Genomic DNA, 18,305 nt, shown 5'->3' on the forward strand with positions numbered 1-18,305 from the left:
CCCTACTCCAGCTCGAGCCGTCCGTCACGTACCTTCACCCGCTTGGGTGCGGAGCCGAACTTGGGGTGCTCTGACCAGGTAAGCGTCAGGTGCTGCGGATCGGTACGGTTTTCCAGTTGCGTGCGCAGCGAGGCACCGCTGGCGTCGTCGAATTCGATCGATTCGAGGCAACTCTGCAGGAGCAACTTGTCCTGCTCGATCAGGCGCAACGGCGGCTTCGCTATCTCGATGAGGCGAAGGATGTCTTCTGTGCCAGCGCCGCAGTAGCCAGCACCGCGGTTCTCGCGCGAGGGCTCCTGCGTCACGAGGTAGAAGTAGGTGTGGCCGTCCTGCTGGAAGGCCGCCGCACCGGCGACGAACACATCGTCCGACACGGCGACGGCCCGCTTCAGCGTCGGACTCCATTTCAGGTTCACCGAAGCACCGGAGGCCAGCTTCGCGCTGGGCACGGGCGCGATGCGGAGCGTGGCTCCGTCGCCAATCTGCAGCGGTGGCGACGGCGGTGCCGCGTGGAGCGCTGCGCTGAGCAGCGCCATGGATGCGCCGACAACCCAGGCCGCGCCGAAGCGTTTCATCGTGGTGTTCATGGCGGCCGATTGTCGCTACGCAGCCACCGCGCCGAACAGCAGGCTCGCGCCGTCGTTCGACTGCTGGATGGCCTCGCGTGCGTAGTCGCGCATGGCCGCCTCGTAGTCGGCGACCGCCGCCATCACGGGGGTGCGATTGGCAGATGCCGCACCCAGCTTTTCGGCAAGCGTCGCGGCGTCGTGCAGCGCGGTGTTCGCGCCCAGGCCACCTGCGGGGCTCATGACGTGGATCGCATCCCCGAGCACGGTCACGCCGTCGGTCTTCCAGGCGGGCGGTGCCGTCATGGTCCGGATCGGAAGCATCGCGACATCGGAGGGCGCGGCCAACTCGAAGAGGGCACGGAATCCGGGATGCCAGTCGGCGGCGCGGGACAGCACGATGGCGTGCGCGCGGTTGCGCGGTTCCGATGGCAACGCGGTCGCATCGTCAACGGGATTCAAGCGGTCGTTCGGTCCGATCATGGCCCAGTAGAGGTAGTCGCCGACGGGCCGGGGCGAAGACCGGGGCCTGAACTTCATGGGATCGACGATGACCGCAAGGCGATCACCGAATGCGACCGATGTCTTCGTGTGGAACAGCGGCGCGATGCGCGATGCGGTGTCCGCAGCGAAGAGGGTCTTGCCGTAGATGCAGGTCGATCCGGTGTCGATCGGCACCACGTCGGGAAGGCGCAGGCCGCGCACCGTGGAGTTGACGCCATCGGCAGCCACAAGAACATCTGCTTCGACCACGCTGCCGTCTTCAAAGCATGCGCGCAGTGCGCCACCGCTGCGCTCGTAGCCGTCGAACACACGGCCGAAATGCACATGCGCTTCGATGCCGCTGAGCAGCACCCGGCGCATGGCGAGGCGGTCGGCGTTCACGTCTTCCACGCGGCCCACGGGAGCGTCGTCACCCCCGGCACGCTGCCATGAAGCGACCCAGCGTTCGCTCACGGGTTCGAGGCTGGGGCCGATGAGGTTGACGCCGCTCACGGGGATGGCGCAGGTCTGCTTGAAGAGGGTGTTCAACGCGGGCGGCAGGCAGGCTTCCAGCGCCTGTTGGCCGGTCTGGTCGATCTTGATACGGAAGCCCTGGGGGCGGCTGTCGGGTGCGGCGTCGCGCTCGTAGACATCGAAGGACACGCCGCGTCGATGGAGTCCCTGTGCGAGGCACAGGCCGCCCAAGCCTGCGCCGATGATCACTATGTGCAAATCTGCTCTCCTGTTTTTTTGTCCGGACATTCGGACAGGGGACAGTGTTGAGCTGGGTGGACTGAAGGCGGTAATGAGTGAGGGACTGAAAGTAATGAGATTGGGTCAGGGGCTCTTTTGCGTTCTTTGGGGAGGCGCCCGGTTCGCGGCACGGCGCGGTCAGCCCCACTGTGCCGGCCCTTCGGGCTTCCCTGCGGTGCTCGCGTCTCGCGGGGTCTCGCAGAACTCGCTTCGCTCAAACAGCTGCGAGCCCTGATCCGCGAAACGCTGCGCTCCTCGGCGGCCCAGAGGGGCCGACCACGCCGCACCGCGAACCGGGCTCAGGGGTTTAGCGAGAACCCTGCACTTCTTTGAGGCCGACTGCCCTCACCCCAACCCTCTCCCAAAGGGAGAGGGAGTAATTCGGGGACTCGGCCTCGAAGGTGGGGGAATCGACAACCGCTCTGTCCACGGCGATGGGCGCTGTGCCCTTGGGCGGCCGTTGAGGCACCGCCGAGCAGCGCAGCGACGGGCGGATCAGGGCTCGCAGCTGTTTGAGCGAAGCGAGTTCTGCGAGACCCCGCCCGTCGTAAGCAGCGCAGGGAAGCCCGAAGGGCCGGTGACGTCGGCCGCCCAAGGGCACAGCGCCCATCGCCGCGCCCCGACCGACAAACAGCTAAACCACCAACCGATACCCCACAGCAGTCTCCGTCAGCAGATGCCGAGGCTGCGCAGGGTCCGCCTCCAGCTTCTGCCGCAGATGCCCCATGTAGATCCGCAGATAGTGGCTCTGGTCCGTGTGCGATGGCCCCCACACCTCGCGCAGCAGTTGGCGCTGCGTCAACACACGCCCCGCATTCGCAACCAGCACCGACAACAGCCGGTACTCGGTCGGCGTCAGATGCACCTCGGCACCCGCTCGTCGCACGATCCGCGCACCGCGATCGAATTCGATCTCGCCGAAGCGGAACAGCGCTTCCGCAGGTTCGTCATTGCCCCCACCCGCCGCCCGGGGACGCCGCAGATTCGCACGAACCCGCGCCAGCAGTTCACCGGTGCCGAAGGGCTTGGTCAGATAGTCGTCCGCGCCCGCATCCAGCGCGGCGATCTTGTCCGCCTCATCGGTGCGCGCAGACAGCACGATGATCGGCACCGCCGACCAGCCGCGCACATCGCGAATCAGCGAAACCCCATCGCCATCGGGCAACCCGAGGTCGAGCACCAGCAGATCGGGCTGGCGCGTTCCCGCCGCCGCCAGGCCATCGCGCAGCGTGCCGGCCTCGTGCACCAGCCAGCCTTCGGCCTCGAGCGCGCCGCGCACAAAACGGCGGATCTGCGGCTCGTCTTCGATCACGATGGCGGTGGGGGATGGCATGGGCGCGGATTCAGAGTTGGGCTTCGGCCGGTTCGGGCGGCTCGCGACGTGGCAGGGTGACCGTGAATTCTGCACCGCCATCGCGCGCATTGGCGGCCGTGATCTCGCCGCCGTGCGCGCTCACCACTGCCCTGCAGATTGCCAGGCCCAGCCCCACGCCCGGCGTGGCCGACTCGACCTCGCCGCGCGTGAATTTGTCGAACAGTTTCTGCTCGTGGCCCAGCAGCGCGGCGGGCAGGCCCGGCCCGTGGTCGCGCACCGTCAGCACCAGCGCGCCGGGCTCGGCACGGGCACCCACCACGATGGGTGGCGCGCCGTACTTGGTGGCGTTCTCGAGCAGGTTCACCAGCACGCGTTCGATCAGCACCGCATCGAATTCGACCAGCGGCAGTTCAGGGTCGAGCGCCGTCTGCACCACCACGCTGCCCAGCGACGTGCGCGCTGCGCGAATGGCCGAGCCCACCACCTCTTCCACCGACTGCCAGTCGCGCCGCAGGTTCACCGCGCCGCCCGCGATGCCGCTTTCGAGCCGCGCCATGTCGAGCAGGTTGTTGACCAGCGCGTGCAGCTCGTGCGCCTGCGCGACGATGGCGCGGGCCGCTTCGGCATGCTCGGCGGGCGGCAGCGTCTGCAGCGATTCGGCCAGCGCGATCAGCGCGGTGAGCGGCGTTCGCACGTCGTGCGAGATCGCGCCGAGCAGCGCATTGCGCAGCCGCTCCGATTCCATCTCGACCACCGCCTGCTGCGCGACTTCGACGTAGTGCACGCGCTCCAGCGCAATCGCGATCTGCCGCGCCAACGTGTCCAACTGCTGCGCCTGTTCGGGAATGAGCAGCCAGCGCGGCTGGACGGGCGACAGCGCCAGCACCCCGCGCACGCGCATCGGCGCCTGAAGCGGCACGTAGTGCCAGGGCTGCGCCGCCAGCGTGGCGGTGGCAAGGCCGGCCGGCTGGCCGTGGCGGAAGGCCCAGTCGGCCACTTGCGGATCGAAGCCCTCGGGTGGATCGGTGGGCATCACGAGCTGGTCGGCCGCATCGATGACCAGCACCACCGCGTGCCCGCCGAAATGGCCCCGCACCGCGGCGCCGCCCAGCGCGACCACCTGCGAACTCTCCAACGCGGCGGACAGCTCGCGCGTCAGCTCGAACAGCGAGCGCGCGCGCCGCTCCCGGCTGGTCGACACGCCGGCCGCAAAGCGCAGCCCGGCCGTGAGCTGGCCCACCAGCAGGCCGACGCCGAGCATGACCGCGAAGGTCAGCACGTACTGCACGTCGCTCACCGCGAACGACAGGCGCGGCGGCACGAAGAAATAGTCGAAGGCCGCCACGTTGAGCAGCGCCGCCAGCGCCGATGGCCCGCGGCCGAAGCGCATCGCCACGCCCACCACGCCGAGCAGGAACAGCATCACGATGTTCGACAGTTCGAGCACGCCCGCCAGCGGCGTGCAGATCAGCGTGAGCGCAACGCTGGTGGCAGTGGCCCATGCGTAGCCGGGCCAATAGGTCGGCGCCTTCTCGTGGTCGTCGCTGTCGATGCGGGCGCCCTCCAACGGCGCGCGCGACAAGCGGCGCGAGCTGTCGGCGGGGGCCACTTCCATGATGTCGAGCGTGGGCGCGCGTTGGGCCAGCGCACGCGACAGCGGCTGCGCGCGCGCGGACCACCAGCCGCGCCACCCGGCGGCCGGCGCCGAGCGCCCCAGCACCAGCGTCGCGCAGTTGAGCCGGCGCGCCTGTTCGGCGAGCTGTTCCGCCACGTCGGAGCCCGTGAGCACCGCTGTGGCCGCGCCCAGTTCTTCCGCCAGCTTGAGCACGGCAAGGATGCGGTCGCGCTCGGCGGCGGCCAGCCGTTGCAGGCGGGGCGTTTCGACATACACCGCATGCCACCGCACATTGAGCTGGCCCGCCAGCCGTGCCGCCGTGCGCACCGTCTGCGCCGCGCCCTCATGCGGGCCGACGCACGCGAGGATCGCGCCCGAGGTGTTCCAGGCCTGCAACCCACGGCCATTGCCGCCGGCGCCCGATTGCTCGACGCGCCAGCCGCGCACATCGTCTTCCACGTGCTCGGCAGTGCGGCGCAGGGCAATCTCGCGCAGCGCGATCAGGTTGCCCTTGCGAAAGAAGTTCTGCGCCGCGCGCTCGGCCTGCTGCGGCAAATACACCTTGCCGGCCGCGAGCCGGGCGGTGAGTTCGTCGGGCGTGACGTCGACCAGCACCACTTCGTCGGCTTCATCGAGCACGGTGTCGGGCACGGTCTCGTGCACGCGCACACCGGTGATGGCGCCGACCGTGCCGTTGAGGCTTTCCAGGTGCTGCACATTGAGTGCCGACCACACCTCGATGCCGGCGGCCAGCAGTTCCTGCACGTCCTGCCAGCGCTTGGCGTGGCGGGAACCGGGCGCGTTGGTGTGGGCGAGTTCATCGACCAGCAGCACGGCGGGCTTGCGCGCCAGCGCGGCGTCGAGGTCGAACTCGGCGAGCGTGCGGCCGCGGTAGTCCAGCTCGCGCAGCGGCAGCGCGTCGAGGCCCGAGAGCAGCGCGGCGGTTTCGCTGCGGCCATGGGTCTCGATCACGCCGATCAGCACGTCGCGGCCACCGGCACGTTCGCGCTGCGCGGCGCTGAGCATGGCCCAGGTTTTCCCCACGCCGGCGCTGGCGCCGAAGTAGATGCGCAGCTTGCCGCGCTGCGCGCGCGCCTCGTCGCTGCGCAGTTGCGCGATCAGGGCATCGGGGTCGGGGCGGAGCATCTCGTTCATCGGCAGCGCAGGTTATCGCATCGGGTGGCACGAGCGCCAGGGGTGCATCGAACGCTTCGCTCCCAGGCGAAGCGTCGAATTCCCTGCGGCACAGAATGAACTGTCTGAAGCCTGAAAAGCGGACACACCATGAACAGCACCTCTTCTCCCGCCAGTCCGGCGCTTTCGCTGCCCGCCAGTACCCACGGCAAACATCGCTGGCTCGCGCTGGTCACGCTGTGCCTGGCGGTTCTTGTCGCGCAGGTCGACATGGCGGTGGTCAATCTCGGCACGCGACCCATCGGTGAATATTTCTCCGCGAGCGTCATCGCGCTGCAGTGGGTGGTGGACAGCTACAACCTGGTCTATGCCGTGCTGCTGCTCACCGGTGGCCTGCTGGCCGACCTGTACGGCCGGCGCCGCATCTTCATGACGGGCGCGGCGGTCTTCACCGGCGCCACGCTGCTGTGCGCGGTCTCGACGTCCGTCTGGATGCTGATTGCCGGCCGCGCGCTGGCGGGCCTGGGCGCGGCGCTGCTGATGCCTGCATCCCTCGCGATCATCCGGGTGGTGTGGCAGGACACCGCCGAACGCGGCCGGGCGCTGGGCATCTGGGCCGCATGCAACGGGCTGGCCATGGCCATCGGCGCACCGCTGGGCGGCGTGCTGATTCATCACTTCGGATGGCGCAGCATCTTTCTCGCGGTGATTCCGCTGAGCGGGGCCGCGCTGTTGCTGGCGCTGCCCTCGATTCCTGAATCGTCGGACCCCAAGGGTCGCAGCCTCGACATGCCGGCACAGGTCTTCGGTGCGCTTGCGCTGGGCGGGCTGGCCTTCGCCGCCATCCAGTCGCACGACGCGCCGGCTCTGGCTGCCGTTGTGTTGGTGATGGCAGTGATGGCCTTCGTGCTGTTCCTTCGCATCGAGCGCAACAAGGGCGCCGCGGCACTGGTGCCGCTCGACCTCTTCGGCGTTCATGCTTTCCGCAGCGCGATGCTCGCCACCATCGGCATGACCTTCGGCATGTACGGCACGCTGTTCCTGGTGCCGCTCACATGGTTGAGTACCGGAGCGCTCGACGCCACGCAGGCCGGCCTTGCGCTGATTCCGATGGCCCTGGTGTTCGTGGCGGTCTCGCCGTTCAGCGGCAAGCTGACGACGCGGCTCGGCGCGCGCACCATGACCTGCGGCGGCGTGGCGGTCATCGGTTGCGGGTTGATCCTGATCGGGATCGGCGCGCCCTTCGCATCGATCGTGCTGACCGAGGCGGGGCTGGTGTTGACAGGCATCGGCATGGGCTTGGCCACCGGCCCGCTGATGGGCGTGGCGGTCGGCGCGGTCGATGCCGCGCGCTCGGGCACTGCGTCGGCGTTGATCAACGTCGCGCGCATCGCGGGCGCCACGCTCGGTATCGCCGTGCTGGGCGCGCTCTACGCCGTTGTGCACGGCGGTGCCCATGGGCTGCAGATCGCGATGTTCGCGGGCGCCGCAGTCCAACTGGGCTGCGCGGCGCTGGCGTGGAACATGGCGCGGATGCGCCCGGCCTGACCCGGCGGCTTCGGGGTGGAGATCGGCCCGCATACGGAAACGAAGCGCCCGTCAGCGCGCCGATTCATCCTTGCCACGCGAACGCTGGTGATGACGCCGGGCCGTGCGCGACAGCACCCACCACGCAAAGCCCAGCGGCACGAACAGCGCCGCCATGGCCAGCAGCGCAAGAAGCAGGTCAGTGACCATGGCGCAGGCCGCAGCGCGCGAGGTGTTCGCGCCAGCTCACGAGCCGGCCGATTTCGCCCGAAGGCACGCATTCGATCAGCCGGTGCAGCACGTCCGCGTAGCTGGCGATCGGCAGGCGGATCATCAGGCGCACGCAGGGCGCATCGCTTTCCTGCGTGCTGCAGGCGTGCAGCAGCGGTTCGCACCGCACCACACCCGCGTCGGGGCAGCCGGCGATGCTGCGGCGCACGCGCAGGGCATCGGCACAGCAGACGGTGACGTCGAGCACGAAGAACTGGGTCGTCTTGCTCATCGCGGCGTGCGCGGTGCGCAAGACGCCAGGGTGTTCTCGGTAAGCGGCATAGGCCATGGTTTGTTTCTCCTCAACGCGTTGTCGTCGAAGCAGGGACTGCGTCGAGCGCGAGATTCAATGCGAGCACGTTGACGCGTGATTCGCCCAGCAGGCCCAGCAGCGGGCGCTGTGTGTTCTTCGCGATCAGCGTGTTGATCTGTTCAACCGGCACGCCGCGCGCGCGGGCGACGCGCGCCGCCTGGTACTGCGCAGCGGCGGGGCTGATGTCCGGATCGAGCCCGCTGGCCGATGCCGTGACGAGGTCGACCGGCACCGGTGCGGTGTTGCCCGGATCGACTGCGCGCAGGGCCTCGATGCGGCCCTTGACCGCATCGGTCAGCGCGGGGTTCAGCGGACCCTGGTTCGAGCCGCCCGAGGAACTGGCGTTGTAGGGCTGCGGCGAGGTGGCCGACGGGCGGCCCCAGAAGTGCTTCGGGTCGCTGAAGTTCTGGCCGATGAGCCTGGAGCCCACGGTCGTGCCGTCGAGCACGATCAGGCTGCCGTCCGCCTGCGCGGGAAACACCGCTTTCGCGGCGCCGGTGACGAGCATCGGATAGATCAGGCCGGTGATCGCGCTCAGCAATACGAAGAGCACGAGTGCGGGGCGAAAGATACTGCCGTTGTTGTTTTTCATGATGAAGAACTCCTCAGACGAGATGGACAGCCACGAGCAGCCAGTCGATCAACTTGATACCGATGAAAGGGACGAGCAGGCCGCCCAGACCGTAGATGGCGAGGTTGCGGCGCAGCAGCGCGGCGGCGCCCACCGGCCGGTAGCGCACGCCCTTGAGCGCCAGCGGAATCAGGAACACGATGACCAGTGCGTTGAAGATCACCGCGCTCAGGATGGCCGACGACGGGCTCGCAAGCCGCATCACGTTGAGTGCACCGAGCTGCGGATAGGTCGACACGAAGATCGCCGGAATGATCGCGAAGTACTTCGCCACGTCGTTCGCAATCGAGAAGGTGGTGAGCGAGCCGCGCGTCATCAGCAGCGCCTTGCCGGTTTCCACCACTTCGAGCAGCTTGGTCGGGTTGGAGTCGAGGTCGACCATGTTGCCGGCCTCCTTCGCCGCCTGCGTGCCGCTGCCCATGGCCACCGCCACGTCGGCCTGCGCGAGCGCCGGGGCGTCGTTGGTGCCGTCACCGGTCATGGCGACCAGGCGGCCTTCGGCCTGGTACTTTCGGATCAGCGCAAGCTTGTCCTCGGGCGTGGCTTCGGCCAGAAAGTCGTCGACGCCGGCTTCAGCTGCGATCGCGGCTGCCGTGAGCTTGTTGTCGCCGGTGATCATCACCGTCTTGATGCCCATGCGGCGCAGCTCGGCAAAGCGCTCCTTGATGCCGGTCTTGACGATGTCCTTCAGCTCGACCACACCGAGCACGCGTTCACCTTCGGCCACGGCCAGCGGCGTGCTGCCGCGGCGTGCCGTTTCTTCGGCGGCGCGCAGCATCTCTGCGGGCATCGAGCCGCCGAGCGATTCCACATGCCGGCGGATCGCATCGACCGCGCCCTTGCGCAGCACGATGACGTTGGTGTCCAGGCTGTTGGGCGCGGCCGGCAGGTCGACACCGCTCATGCGGGTCTGCGCGGTGAAGGGCACGAAGCGGGCACCGTCGACCGCGGTGGTGTCCAGGCCGTCGCGGCGGGCCAGCTCGACGATGCTGCGGCCTTCGGGCGTTTCATCGGGCAGCGAAGCGAACATGGCAGCGCGTGCCAGCCGGGCCTTGGGGATGCCGGGCGCCGGCAGGAAGGCGCTGGCCTGGCGGTTGCCGTGCGTGATGGTGCCGGTCTTGTCGAGCAGCAGCACATCGACGTCGCCGGCAGCTTCCACCGCGCGGCCCGAGGTGGCGATCACGTTGGCCTGCATCATGCGGCTCATGCCGGCCACGCCGACGGCCGAGAGCAGGCCGCCGATGGTGGTCGGGATCAGGCACACCAGCAACGCCACCAGTGCGGTGAGCGACACCACGGTGCCGGCGCCGGCAGCCTCCACGCTGAACACCGAGAACGGCAGCAGCGTGACGGTGACCATCAGGAACACCAGCGTCAGCGCCACCAGCAGGATGGTCAGCGCGATCTCGTTCGGCGTCTTCTGGCGCTTGGCCGCTTCGACCATGCCGATCATGCGGTCGAGGAAAGACTCGCCCGGGTTCACCGAGATGCGCACCACCAGCCAGTCGGACAGCACGCGGGTGCCGCCGGTCACGGCCGAGAAGTCGCCGCCCGATTCGCGCACCACGGGTGCCGATTCGCCGGTGATGGCGCTTTCGTCGACCGAGGCCACGCCTTCGATGACTTCGCCGTCGAGCGGGATCACGTCGCCGGTCTCGACCAGCACGATGTCGCCCTTGCGCAGGTTCGGCGCCTGTTCAGGCAACCACGAGGCGCCATGGTGCGGCTCCTGCAGCTTCTTGGCCCAGGTGTCCTTGCGCAGGCCGCGCAGCGACGCGGCCTGCGCCTTGCTGCGGCCTTCGGCCAGGGCTTCGGCAAAGTTCGCGAACAGCACGGTGAACCACAGCCAGATGGTCACGGCCAGCACGAAGGCAGGCTTCATGCCGGTGTCGCCCGGGAAGCTCATCGCGTGCACCCAGAGCAGCGTGGTGAGGATGCTCCCGATGTAGACGATGAACATCACCGGGTTGCGCCACTGGGTGCGCGGGTTCAGCTTGGCGAAGGCGCCCCACAGGGCGGGCTTGACCAGCGCTGCATCGAACAGCGAAAGAGAGGTTTTGGTGTTGACAGTCATGGCGGGCTCCTTATTTCCAGAGCACCAGGTGTTCGACGATCGGCCCGAGGGCGAGCGCCGGCACGTAGTTGAGCAAGCCGACCAGCAGCACGGTGCCGATCAGCAAAGAGACGAACAGCGGGCCGTGCGTGGGCAGCGTGCCGCTGGTGACGGGCAGGCGCTTCTTGGCGGCCAGCGCACCGGCAATGGCCAGCACCGGCACGATCATCGCGAAGCGGCCGAGCCACATGGCCAGCCCGAGCAGGCCGTTGTAGAAGGGCGTGTTGGCCGACAGGCCTGCGAAGGCGCTGCCGTTGTTGTTGGCCGCCGAGGTCAGCGCGTAGAGGATTTCCGAGAAACCATGCGCGCCGGGGTTCGCAATGCCGGCCTTGCCGGCGCCCGCGACCACCGCCACGGCGGTTCCCGCCAGCACCAGGATCGGCGTGACCAGGATGGCGATGGAGATCAGCTTCATCTCGCGCACCTCGATCTTCTTGCCGAGGTACTCGGGCGTGCGGCCGATCATCAGGCCGGCGATGAACACCGCGAGCATCGCGAAGATCAGCATGCCGTAGAGACCGCTGCCGACGCCGCCGAACACCACTTCGCCCAGTTGCATGAGCACCATCGGCACCATGCCGCCCAGGGGCGTGAGCGAGTCGTGCATCGCGTTGACCGCACCGCACGAGGCGGCGGTGGTCACCGCGGCAAACAGCGACGTGGCGTCGATGCCGAAGCGCAACTCCTTGCCTTCCATGTTGCCGCCGGTCTGCAGCGCACTCGACATCTGGTCGACACCCAGCGATGTCAGCAGCGGATTGCCGGCCTGCTCGGCGGGTGTGATGACCACCACCGCGATCACGAACATGATCGTCATGGCGGCCAGCACGGCCCAGCCCTGGCGCATGTCACCGACCACGCGGCCGAAGGCGAAGCACAGCGCCGCCGGGATCACGAAGATCGCGAGCATCTGCAGCAGGTTGGTCAGCGCTGTCGGGTTCTCGTACGGATGCGCCGAGTTGGCATTGAAGAAGCCGCCACCGTTGGTGCCGAGCATCTTGATGGCCTCTTGCGAAGCCACCGGACCCATGGCCAGCGTCTGCGTCTTGGTGGTGGCATCTTCCATCACCGGCTGGCCCTTGTCGTCCTTCAGCGGCTGGCCGTCGGCGCCATTCTTCGGCTGCTGGAAGGCGGTGGTCTCGACCGTGTTCACGGTCTTGTACTCGTCGAAGTTCTGGATTACGCCTTGCCCCACGAAGCACAGCGCGATCACGAACGAGATCGGCACCAGCACCCACAGCGTGATGCGCGTGACGTCGGCCCAGAAGTTGCCGACCAGGCCCTTGCCATCACCCCGGCGCGCGAAGCCGCGCACCAGTGCGAAGGCCACCGCAATGCCGGTGGCAGCGGAGAAGAAGTTCTGCACCGTCAGGCCGAGCATCTGCGTGAGATAGCTCATGGTCGACTCGCCGCCGTAGCCCTGCCAGTTGGTGTTGGAAACGAAGCTCACCGCGGTGTTGAAGGCCGAGTCGGGCGACACGGCCGTCATGCCCGCGGGATTGAGCGGCAGCCAGCCCTGCACGCGTTGCAGGGCGTAAAGAAAGATGGCGCCGATGGCATTGAAGGCCAGCAGTGCGAGCGCGTAGCGCAGCCAGTGCATCGACTGCTCCGGCTTCGTGCCGGCGATCTTGTAGAGCGGCGACTCGACGCGCTGCATCCAGCGCGGCACGCGCTCGTTGCACAGCGCGGCAAGGAACTTGCCGATGGGCCAGGCCAGCACCAGCAGTGCGGCCAGGAAAAAGGCCAACAGGCCCCAGGCGGAGGAGGTCATTTCAGAATTCCTCTGCGCAGATCAGCGCGAACACGAGGTAGGCGAACAGGATCACGGCGATCAGGGCGCCGAAGCCATAAAGAACTTCGAGGCTGATCACGATGCTTCTCCGTCGCCAGTGGCGGTTGCTTTCGGTGGGTTCGATCCTTCGAGCCTGTTCAGCCCGACGACCATGGCCGCCACCACGACCCATAGCGCCAGCAAGGCGCCCATCCAGACGATGTCCATACATCACTCCTGCAAAACAAGACAGGCTTCAGTCTCGGCAGTCGTGCGTAAAACCGGGGGAAAGAGTCGGCAGGCAGGCGTAAAGAAACCGTAAAAATGAGGGCTGGATGCCCGGGCTGTGCGCGGCGCGCACAACACTTGTCGCCGTTTCGCCCTGTGCGCGGGCCGGTGCCGTTCCTAGACTTTCCAGCGTCGCTTTTGACGAATCTCCAGTCTTCAGGAACCCACCATGTTCAACCTCTCCCGCCGCGGGCTCATGGGCGCGCTGGCCTTGCCTTGCGCGGCCGGCATCGTCGGCACCGCTGCTGCTGCCGCATCGCCCTTCGCACCGACCCCCACCATCCGCGCCATGTCGGGCGCGCAGGCCCGGCGGCAGTTGCCCGGCAACACCACGGCCTTGCTGGTGATCGATTTCCAGAACGAATACTTCACCGGCCGCATGCCGATTGCCGACGGATCGGGCGCCATGGCCCAGACGAAGCGCCTCCTGGCCTGGGCGGACCAACTTGCATTTCCCGTATTCCAGATTCAGCACCTCGCACCGGCGGGCGCCGCCGTGTTCGCTGAAGACGGCAACACCGTCAGCTTCCACCCGGACATGCAGCCCAGGGCACGCGATACGGTCGTGCAAAAGCGCACCGTCAGCGTCTTCGCCAGCACCGACATTGCGCGACAGCTGCAATCGGCCCATATCCGGACGCTCGTGATCACCGGACTCATGACACATGCCTGCGTGGCCGGCGCGGCCCGCGACGCCGCGGCGCAGGGTTTCGACGTGGTGGTGTCGTCCGACGCCACGGCCACCCGGTCGATCCGCCGCGAGAACGGCGACACGGTGTCGCACGACGGCCTGCATCGCGCGGCGCTGGCCGAGATCGAGGACACCTTCGGCGACGTGCTGACGACCGCGCAGATCCTGGCCTTGGCGGTTGCATGAAAATGCGCGTCATCTGAGGCATCCGCAGGAGGGCGGCGCATGGATCAAGTGAAGGCGATGCGCGCCTTTCAGCGCATCGCGCAGGCAAAAAGTCTTTCGGCCGCCGCGCAATCGCTGGACACGACGCACTCCAGCCTCTCCCGCCAGCTGCAGGCGCTGGAGGCGTCGCTCGGCGCACAGCTCGTGCGGCGCGACACCCGCGGCATCACGCTGACCGAAGCGGGAGAGCGCTACCACGCGGCCTGCACGGACATCCTGTCGCGGCTCGATGCGGCCCATGCGGATGCGGCGGCAGATGGCGGCAAGGCGCCAGCCGGAACGCTGAGGGTGAGCATGCCGCTTTCCATCGCCACGCTGGACCTGCCGGACTGGCTGCCTGCCTTCCAGGCGCGCCATGCCGGCATCCGGCTGGACGTGGTCTGCACCGACCGCTTCACGAAGCTGGTCGCCGAAGGCATCGACGTCGCCCTGCGCATCAGTGCAGAACTAGAGGACACCTCCATGATGGCGCGCACGCTGGCGGTCTCCGACATGGTGCTGGTCGCGGCGCCTCGGTATCTGGTCGGCCACGGCATGCCGCGGACACCGCAAGACCTGTCACGGCACCAGTGCCTGGTTCACAACGGGCCCGAGAATCCGGCGCATTGGACCTTGCACATGCACGACGGCCAGCAGCAAACGCTCAGGCCGGATTCGCATTTCGCATGCGACACCGTCACGGCGCTGTACGCAGCCGCCAAATGCGGGCTGGGCATCGCAGCGCTGACCTGGCACACGGTCCGTGCCGACCTCCAGGCCGGCACGCTCGTGCGGGTTCTGCCCGACATCACGCTCGGGCAGCGCACCTACACAGCGCTCTATCCCCGGACACGGCATGTTCCCCCTGCGGTGCGCGCCTTCATCGATTTCGTGGCGACCTGCTACCGATAGGGAGGCCCGTCAAAGCTCCCGCTGAAGCTGCCACGCCTGGTACTTCAGGCTCGCCACCGCGCCGACGACGATGCCGGCGATGGCCGGCAGGCTGGCGATGCTCAAGGTGGAAAAAGCGCTCAGCCCCTGCCCGATGGTGCAGCCCATGGCCGTGACGCCACCGATGCCCATCAGCACGCCGCCCGTCATGTGGTGCGCGAGATCATTGGTGCCGGCGAAGCCTTCCCACCTAAATTCGCGCGACCACAGCGCGTGCACCGCGGCGCCCACCACCACGCCGGCCACCGACGCGATGCCCAGGGTCAGCAGCTTGTTGGTGTCGCTGTAGAACAGCAGCCAGTCGAGCGCATAGGCCACCGGCGTGACGAAGCTCAGCGCCTCGGCGCGGCCGGAGTTGGTGGCCAGAAAGACATGCTCCAGCGTCAGCGGATGCTCGTCGACCACGGCCCAGTGGCCGCTGAGCCACCACGCCACCACGACCAGCAGGCCGATCAGCAATCCGCCGACAAGGCTGCGCACATCGCGCGTGTCGCGCCGGCCCCATGCGGCCCATGCGATCAACGCACCGCCGACAACCAGGCCGATGAGAAGGCGCAGCGAAGGTCCATGCACCTGCAGCGCCGCGGCCAGCACGTCGGGCAGCGAGGCATTGGTCGCCATGTCGACATGCACCTTGTCCACGGTGGCCACGCGCAGCACGGCGGTGATGCCCTTGAGCGTGGCGAAGGCCGACACGCCCATCACCAGCAGCACCACCAGCGCCTTCAGGCTGCCACCCCCCAGGCGCACCAGCGTCTTGTTGCCGCAGCCCGAGGACAGCACCATGCCCGCGCCGAACAACAAACCGCCGACCAGGGCCGCCAGCCAGAGGATGCGGTTCGAGGCATACAACGTCTGGTTCGGATCGACCAGCCCGGCAAAGACCAGTGCCGAGAAGCCGATCAGCGCGATGCCGCCGGCGGCCGCCCATTGCTTCACGCGCGTCCAGTCGCCCAGGTTCACCACGTCGCTGATCGCGCCCATGGTGCAGAAACGCGTGGACCGCGCCACGGCGCCGAACACCGCCGACAGCACGAAGGCGGCCACGAGTGCAAGCGACGTGAGAAGAGAAACCTGCTCGATGGACATGCCGCGATTCTAGGGAGCGGCCTTGCGCACGCCCCAGCTCGATTCAGCTCAAGCCGGGATTCGGTGCGATGTTCTTCAGCACGGGTTCGTCGAGCCGGCGCGTGGAGATCACCTTGCGCGACTTCAGCCACGGCTCGACCACTTCCCACACCGGCTTGTTGCCGGCCGTGCGCGCTTCTTCGCTCACCGGCGCCCAGCCCGCGACCTTGTAGCTGCGGCTCGCGTCGATGGGCTTGCCGCCCAGACGCATGTCCTGGATGCGCTGGCCCATGCCTGCGGTCGGGTCGCAGGTGTACTGCAGCCCGCCCACGCGCACCATGTCGCCGCCCTGCTGGTAGTAGGGGTCGGGGTTGAAGAGGTTGTCGCAGACGTCTTCGAGCACGGTCTTGAGCGTTTCGCCAGTCATCTGCGTCACGGTGGCGTACGAGTAGGTGGTGGCCGTCATGTCCATCAGCCATTCGCGCGTGATGGGCTGGCCGGGCAGCAGCGAGGTGCCCCAGCGGAAGCCGGGCGAGAAGGCGATGGGGGCGTCCTGCACCTCCATCAGCGCGTCGAGCAGCAACTGGTCGCCGGTGCCGTTGAAGTTGCCGCGCCGGTACAGCGTGCCGTCGGTGTGGGCGAGCGTTTCGGACAGCTTGGCTTCATAAGGTGCGCGAACGCGCGTGATGAGCGCATCCATCTCCTTGTCGGCCGGGATCAGGTCGGAGAACACCGGCAGCAGCCGGTAGCGGAAGTCGCTGACCTTCTTGCCCTTGACGTCGAAATCGATCACGCCGAGAAACTTGCCGTTGGAGCCGCCATTGACCACGATGGTCTTGCCGCCCGCATTGCTCACCAGCGTGGGCATCGGCGTGCCGTCGTGCGTGTGGCCGCCGAGGATGGCGTCGATGCCGGTCACGCGGCCGGCCATCTTGAGGTCGACGTCCATGCCGTTGTGCGAGAGAACCACCACCACCTGCGCGCCCTTGCCGCGCGCCTCGTTCACCACGCGCTGCAGGTTGTCGTCCTGGATGCCGAAGGTCCAGTCGGCCACCATGTAGCGCGGGTTGGCGATGGGCGTGTACGGAAAGGCCTGGCCGACGATGGCGCAGGGCACGCCGTTGATCTCGCGCATCACGTAGGGCTTGAACACCGGGTCGCCAAAGTCGGCGGTCTTGACGTTCTGCGCGACGAATTCGATTTTTCCGGCGAAGTCTTTCTCGATGATCTGCTGCACCCGCTCCATGCCGTAAGTGAACTCCCAGTGCCCCGTCATGATGTCGACGCCGAGCAGCTTGCAGGCATCGACCATGTCCTGCGCCTGCGTCCACAGCGAGGTGGCGGAGCCTTGCCATGTATCGCCACCGTCGAGCAGCAGCGCGCCGGGCCGGCTGGCCTTGAGTTGCTTGACCAGCGTGGCCAGGTGCGCGAAGCCGCCGACCTTGCCGTAGCGTTGCGCGGCCTTGTCGAAGTCGAGGTACGTGAGCGCATGCGCCATGCGCGTGCCGGGCGGCACGCCCGCGGCCTTCAGCAGGTGCTCGCCCACCAGGTGCGGCACCTTGCCGCGCATGTGGCCCACGCCGATGTTCACGCCGGGTTCGCGAAAGTACAGCGGCTTGAGTTGCGCATGGCAATCGGTCATGTGCAGCATCGACACGTTGCCGAAGCGCGGCAGCGCATACATGCTGTCGAGGCCGGCTGCCGCGTCGGCACTGCCGTAGCGGCCCAGGCCGATGCCGGCAACGGCGCCGGCCCCGAGCATCTGGACGAACTCGCGCTTGGAAAGATTCATGGAGAGAGAAGCCGGGCGTTCAGCGGTTGACGGGAGACTGGGGGTCGAGCAGCAGGCCCATCACGTCGCGGATCTGCTTCTCGTCGAGGATGCCGGAATGGCCGACGCGCGGCATGTTCGAGCAGGCGTTGTAGGCGCGCGCGTTCCACAGCTTGCCCCAGGTGTATTCGACGATGGGCTTGGCGGCAGCGCTGGCCGGATCGCTCACGCCGCGCAGCTTGCCGTAGTGGTAGAGGCTGGGGCCGAGCGTGCCGAAGGAGATTTCTTCCTTCGACATCTGGTGGCAGTTGTAGCAATTGCCGCCGTTGACCGAAGCTGTGGCCGTGGGGGCCGGGTCGGTCCAGGTGAGGCCGCGCCCGTTCTGCGCGAGCTTCTCGCCCTCGCGCCAGTCGCCGATGAACTTGCCATCGGCGGGCCAGCGCACGGTTTTCAAGTTCGCGGCTTCGATGTCCTTTGCGGTCTTCTCGTCGAGCGGCTTGCCGCTGGCATCGGCTTCGCTGCAGGCGAGGTTGGCCGGGTCTTGCACGAGGCGGTCGACCTTGGCGATGCCCTGGTCGCGGAAGGAGCGCTGCAGTGCCTCGGCAGTGAGCTTGTCGAGGTCGGCCGCGCTGTCGACAGACGCGCACCCGAACACGGTGAGCGCGCAGGCCACGGCGGCCATGCCAAAGAGGTGATCGACTTTCATTTCTTGTTCCTTCAGTGGCTCATCGCGGTGCGCGTGAGCTTTGCCGGGGCCGTTGGTATCTAGTGCTCTTGTTCTTGGCGCTGCTGTTCAGGGCGTGTGCGAATGACATCGGGTGCTCCCCTCCGCGAATGTCCC

Annotated in this window: 17 protein-coding genes; 3 read left to right on the forward strand and 14 right to left on the reverse strand. The window is 67.7% G+C overall.

Annotated elements, in window-relative coordinates; translation table 11 throughout:
* Positions 1-2: 2 nt before the first annotated feature.
* The 4 genes from H7F35_RS09810 to H7F35_RS09825 all read right to left on the reverse strand — a co-directional run bounded on the left by H7F35_RS09810 (position 3) and on the right by H7F35_RS09825 (position 5,887).
* Positions 3-587 (reverse strand): hypothetical protein, encoded by a 585-nt coding sequence (locus H7F35_RS09810; protein WP_187112697.1) that lies wholly within the window; start codon positions 585-587, stop codon positions 3-5.
* A 15-nt stretch (positions 588-602) separates the two neighbouring features.
* Positions 603-1,772: an FAD-dependent oxidoreductase gene (locus tag H7F35_RS09815; protein ID WP_261803675.1), complete on the reverse strand. Its 1,170-nt coding sequence runs from the start codon at positions 1,770-1,772 to the stop codon at positions 603-605.
* Positions 1,773-2,436: 664 nt separating this feature from the next.
* A complete protein-coding gene (kdpE, locus tag H7F35_RS09820) occupies positions 2,437-3,135 on the reverse strand; it encodes a two-component system response regulator KdpE (protein WP_187112699.1) in 699 nt (232 codons plus the stop codon).
* Positions 3,136-3,145: 10 nt separating this feature from the next.
* Positions 3,146-5,887, reverse strand: a complete 2,742-nt coding sequence (locus H7F35_RS09825) for a DUF4118 domain-containing protein (protein ID WP_187112700.1) — start codon at positions 5,885-5,887, stop codon at positions 3,146-3,148.
* 129 nt (positions 5,888-6,016) lie between these two features.
* Here H7F35_RS09825 and H7F35_RS09830 point away from each other — a divergent pair, with 129 nt between their 5' ends.
* On the forward strand, positions 6,017-7,414 hold the full coding sequence (locus H7F35_RS09830) for an MFS transporter (protein ID WP_187112701.1): 1,398 nt from the start codon (positions 6,017-6,019) through the stop codon (positions 7,412-7,414).
* A 51-nt stretch (positions 7,415-7,465) separates the two neighbouring features.
* Here the strand turns inward: H7F35_RS09830 and H7F35_RS09835 are convergent, their stop codons facing one another.
* Genes H7F35_RS09835 through H7F35_RS34730 form a run of 7 tightly spaced genes read right to left on the reverse strand, consistent with a single transcriptional unit; the run spans position 7,466 to position 12,719 of the window.
* Positions 7,466-7,603 carry a hypothetical protein gene (locus tag H7F35_RS09835; protein WP_187112702.1) on the reverse strand — a complete coding sequence of 46 codons (138 nt, stop codon included), beginning with the start codon at positions 7,601-7,603 and terminating at the stop codon, positions 7,466-7,468.
* A complete protein-coding gene (locus H7F35_RS09840) occupies positions 7,593-7,952 on the reverse strand; it encodes a hypothetical protein (protein WP_187112703.1) in 360 nt (119 codons plus the stop codon). Before H7F35_RS09840 ends, H7F35_RS09835 begins: the two co-directional genes overlap by 11 nt.
* A gap of 13 nt (positions 7,953-7,965) precedes the next feature.
* Positions 7,966-8,568: a potassium-transporting ATPase subunit KdpC gene (gene kdpC, locus H7F35_RS09845; RefSeq protein ID WP_187112704.1), complete on the reverse strand. Its 603-nt coding sequence runs from the start codon at positions 8,566-8,568 to the stop codon at positions 7,966-7,968.
* A gap of 13 nt (positions 8,569-8,581) precedes the next feature.
* Positions 8,582-10,681: a potassium-transporting ATPase subunit KdpB gene (kdpB, locus tag H7F35_RS09850; protein ID WP_187112705.1), complete on the reverse strand. Its 2,100-nt coding sequence runs from the start codon at positions 10,679-10,681 to the stop codon at positions 8,582-8,584.
* A gap of 10 nt (positions 10,682-10,691) precedes the next feature.
* On the reverse strand, positions 10,692-12,491 hold the full coding sequence (gene kdpA / locus H7F35_RS09855) for a potassium-transporting ATPase subunit KdpA (protein ID WP_187112706.1): 1,800 nt from the start codon (positions 12,489-12,491) through the stop codon (positions 10,692-10,694).
* 1 nt (position 12,492) lies between these two features.
* Positions 12,493-12,591 carry a K(+)-transporting ATPase subunit F gene (gene kdpF, locus H7F35_RS09860; protein ID WP_093243136.1) on the reverse strand — a complete coding sequence of 33 codons (99 nt, stop codon included), beginning with the start codon at positions 12,589-12,591 and terminating at the stop codon, positions 12,493-12,495.
* The gene (locus H7F35_RS34730) at positions 12,588-12,719 is read right to left on the reverse strand and encodes a hypothetical protein (protein ID WP_261803582.1); all 132 of its coding nucleotides are present in this window, start codon (positions 12,717-12,719) and stop codon (positions 12,588-12,590) included. The genes kdpF and H7F35_RS34730 overlap by 4 nt, the downstream gene beginning before the upstream one ends.
* A 229-nt stretch (positions 12,720-12,948) precedes the next feature.
* Between H7F35_RS34730 and H7F35_RS09865 the strand changes: the two genes are divergently transcribed.
* Positions 12,949-13,656 (forward strand): cysteine hydrolase family protein, encoded by a 708-nt coding sequence (locus tag H7F35_RS09865; RefSeq protein ID WP_261803583.1) that lies wholly within the window; start codon positions 12,949-12,951, stop codon positions 13,654-13,656.
* A 39-nt stretch (positions 13,657-13,695) separates the two neighbouring features.
* Positions 13,696-14,586 (forward strand): LysR family transcriptional regulator, encoded by an 891-nt coding sequence (locus H7F35_RS09870; RefSeq protein WP_187112707.1) that lies wholly within the window; start codon positions 13,696-13,698, stop codon positions 14,584-14,586.
* 9 nt (positions 14,587-14,595) lie between these two features.
* Here the strand turns inward: H7F35_RS09870 and H7F35_RS09875 are convergent, their stop codons facing one another.
* Genes H7F35_RS09875 through soxX form a run of 3 tightly spaced genes read right to left on the reverse strand, consistent with a single transcriptional unit; the run spans position 14,596 to position 18,170 of the window.
* Complete coding sequence (locus tag H7F35_RS09875) at positions 14,596-15,714, reverse strand: YeeE/YedE family protein (RefSeq protein WP_187112708.1); 1,119 nt, start codon at positions 15,712-15,714, stop codon at positions 14,596-14,598.
* A 43-nt stretch (positions 15,715-15,757) separates the two neighbouring features.
* A complete protein-coding gene (gene soxB / locus H7F35_RS09880) occupies positions 15,758-17,485 on the reverse strand; it encodes a thiosulfohydrolase SoxB (RefSeq protein WP_187112709.1) in 1,728 nt (575 codons plus the stop codon).
* A 19-nt stretch (positions 17,486-17,504) separates the two neighbouring features.
* On the reverse strand, positions 17,505-18,170 hold the full coding sequence (soxX, locus tag H7F35_RS09885; RefSeq protein ID WP_187112710.1) for a sulfur oxidation c-type cytochrome SoxX: 666 nt from the start codon (positions 18,168-18,170) through the stop codon (positions 17,505-17,507).
* Between the last annotated feature and the right edge of the window lie 135 nt (positions 18,171-18,305).

The sequence above is a fragment of the Variovorax sp. PAMC26660 genome, from assembly GCF_014302995.1.
Taxonomy (GTDB): Bacteria; Pseudomonadota; Gammaproteobacteria; order Burkholderiales; family Burkholderiaceae_C; genus Variovorax.

Excerpts from the sequence above, each read along its gene's own strand:
- kdpB (WP_187112705.1), bottom strand. The coding sequence starts at position 10,681 with ATGACTGTCAACACCAAAACCTCTCTTTCGCTGTTCGATGCAGCGCTG.
- H7F35_RS09835 (WP_187112702.1), bottom strand. The coding sequence starts at position 7,603 with ATGGTCACTGACCTGCTTCTTGCGCTGCTGGCCATGGCGGCGCTGTTC.
- kdpA (WP_187112706.1), bottom strand. The coding sequence starts at position 12,491 with ATGACCTCCTCCGCCTGGGGCCTGTTGGCCTTTTTCCTGGCCGCACTG.
- soxB (WP_187112709.1), bottom strand. The coding sequence starts at position 17,485 with ATGAATCTTTCCAAGCGCGAGTTCGTCCAGATGCTCGGGGCCGGCGCC.
- H7F35_RS09825 (WP_187112700.1), bottom strand. The coding sequence starts at position 5,887 with ATGAACGAGATGCTCCGCCCCGACCCCGATGCCCTGATCGCGCAACTG.
- H7F35_RS09840 (WP_187112703.1), bottom strand. The coding sequence starts at position 7,952 with ATGGCCTATGCCGCTTACCGAGAACACCCTGGCGTCTTGCGCACCGCG.
- soxX (WP_187112710.1), bottom strand. The coding sequence starts at position 18,170 with ATGAAAGTCGATCACCTCTTTGGCATGGCCGCCGTGGCCTGCGCGCTC.
- kdpC (WP_187112704.1), bottom strand. The coding sequence starts at position 8,568 with ATGAAAAACAACAACGGCAGTATCTTTCGCCCCGCACTCGTGCTCTTC.
- H7F35_RS09830 (WP_187112701.1), top strand. The coding sequence starts at position 6,017 with ATGAACAGCACCTCTTCTCCCGCCAGTCCGGCGCTTTCGCTGCCCGCC.
- kdpE (WP_187112699.1), bottom strand. The coding sequence starts at position 3,135 with ATGCCATCCCCCACCGCCATCGTGATCGAAGACGAGCCGCAGATCCGC.
- H7F35_RS09875 (WP_187112708.1), bottom strand. The coding sequence starts at position 15,714 with ATGTCCATCGAGCAGGTTTCTCTTCTCACGTCGCTTGCACTCGTGGCC.
- H7F35_RS09810 (WP_187112697.1), bottom strand. The coding sequence starts at position 587 with ATGAACACCACGATGAAACGCTTCGGCGCGGCCTGGGTTGTCGGCGCA.
- H7F35_RS09870 (WP_187112707.1), top strand. The coding sequence starts at position 13,696 with ATGGATCAAGTGAAGGCGATGCGCGCCTTTCAGCGCATCGCGCAGGCA.
- H7F35_RS09865 (WP_261803583.1), top strand. The coding sequence starts at position 12,949 with ATGTTCAACCTCTCCCGCCGCGGGCTCATGGGCGCGCTGGCCTTGCCT.
- H7F35_RS34730 (WP_261803582.1), bottom strand. The coding sequence starts at position 12,719 with ATGGACATCGTCTGGATGGGCGCCTTGCTGGCGCTATGGGTCGTGGTG.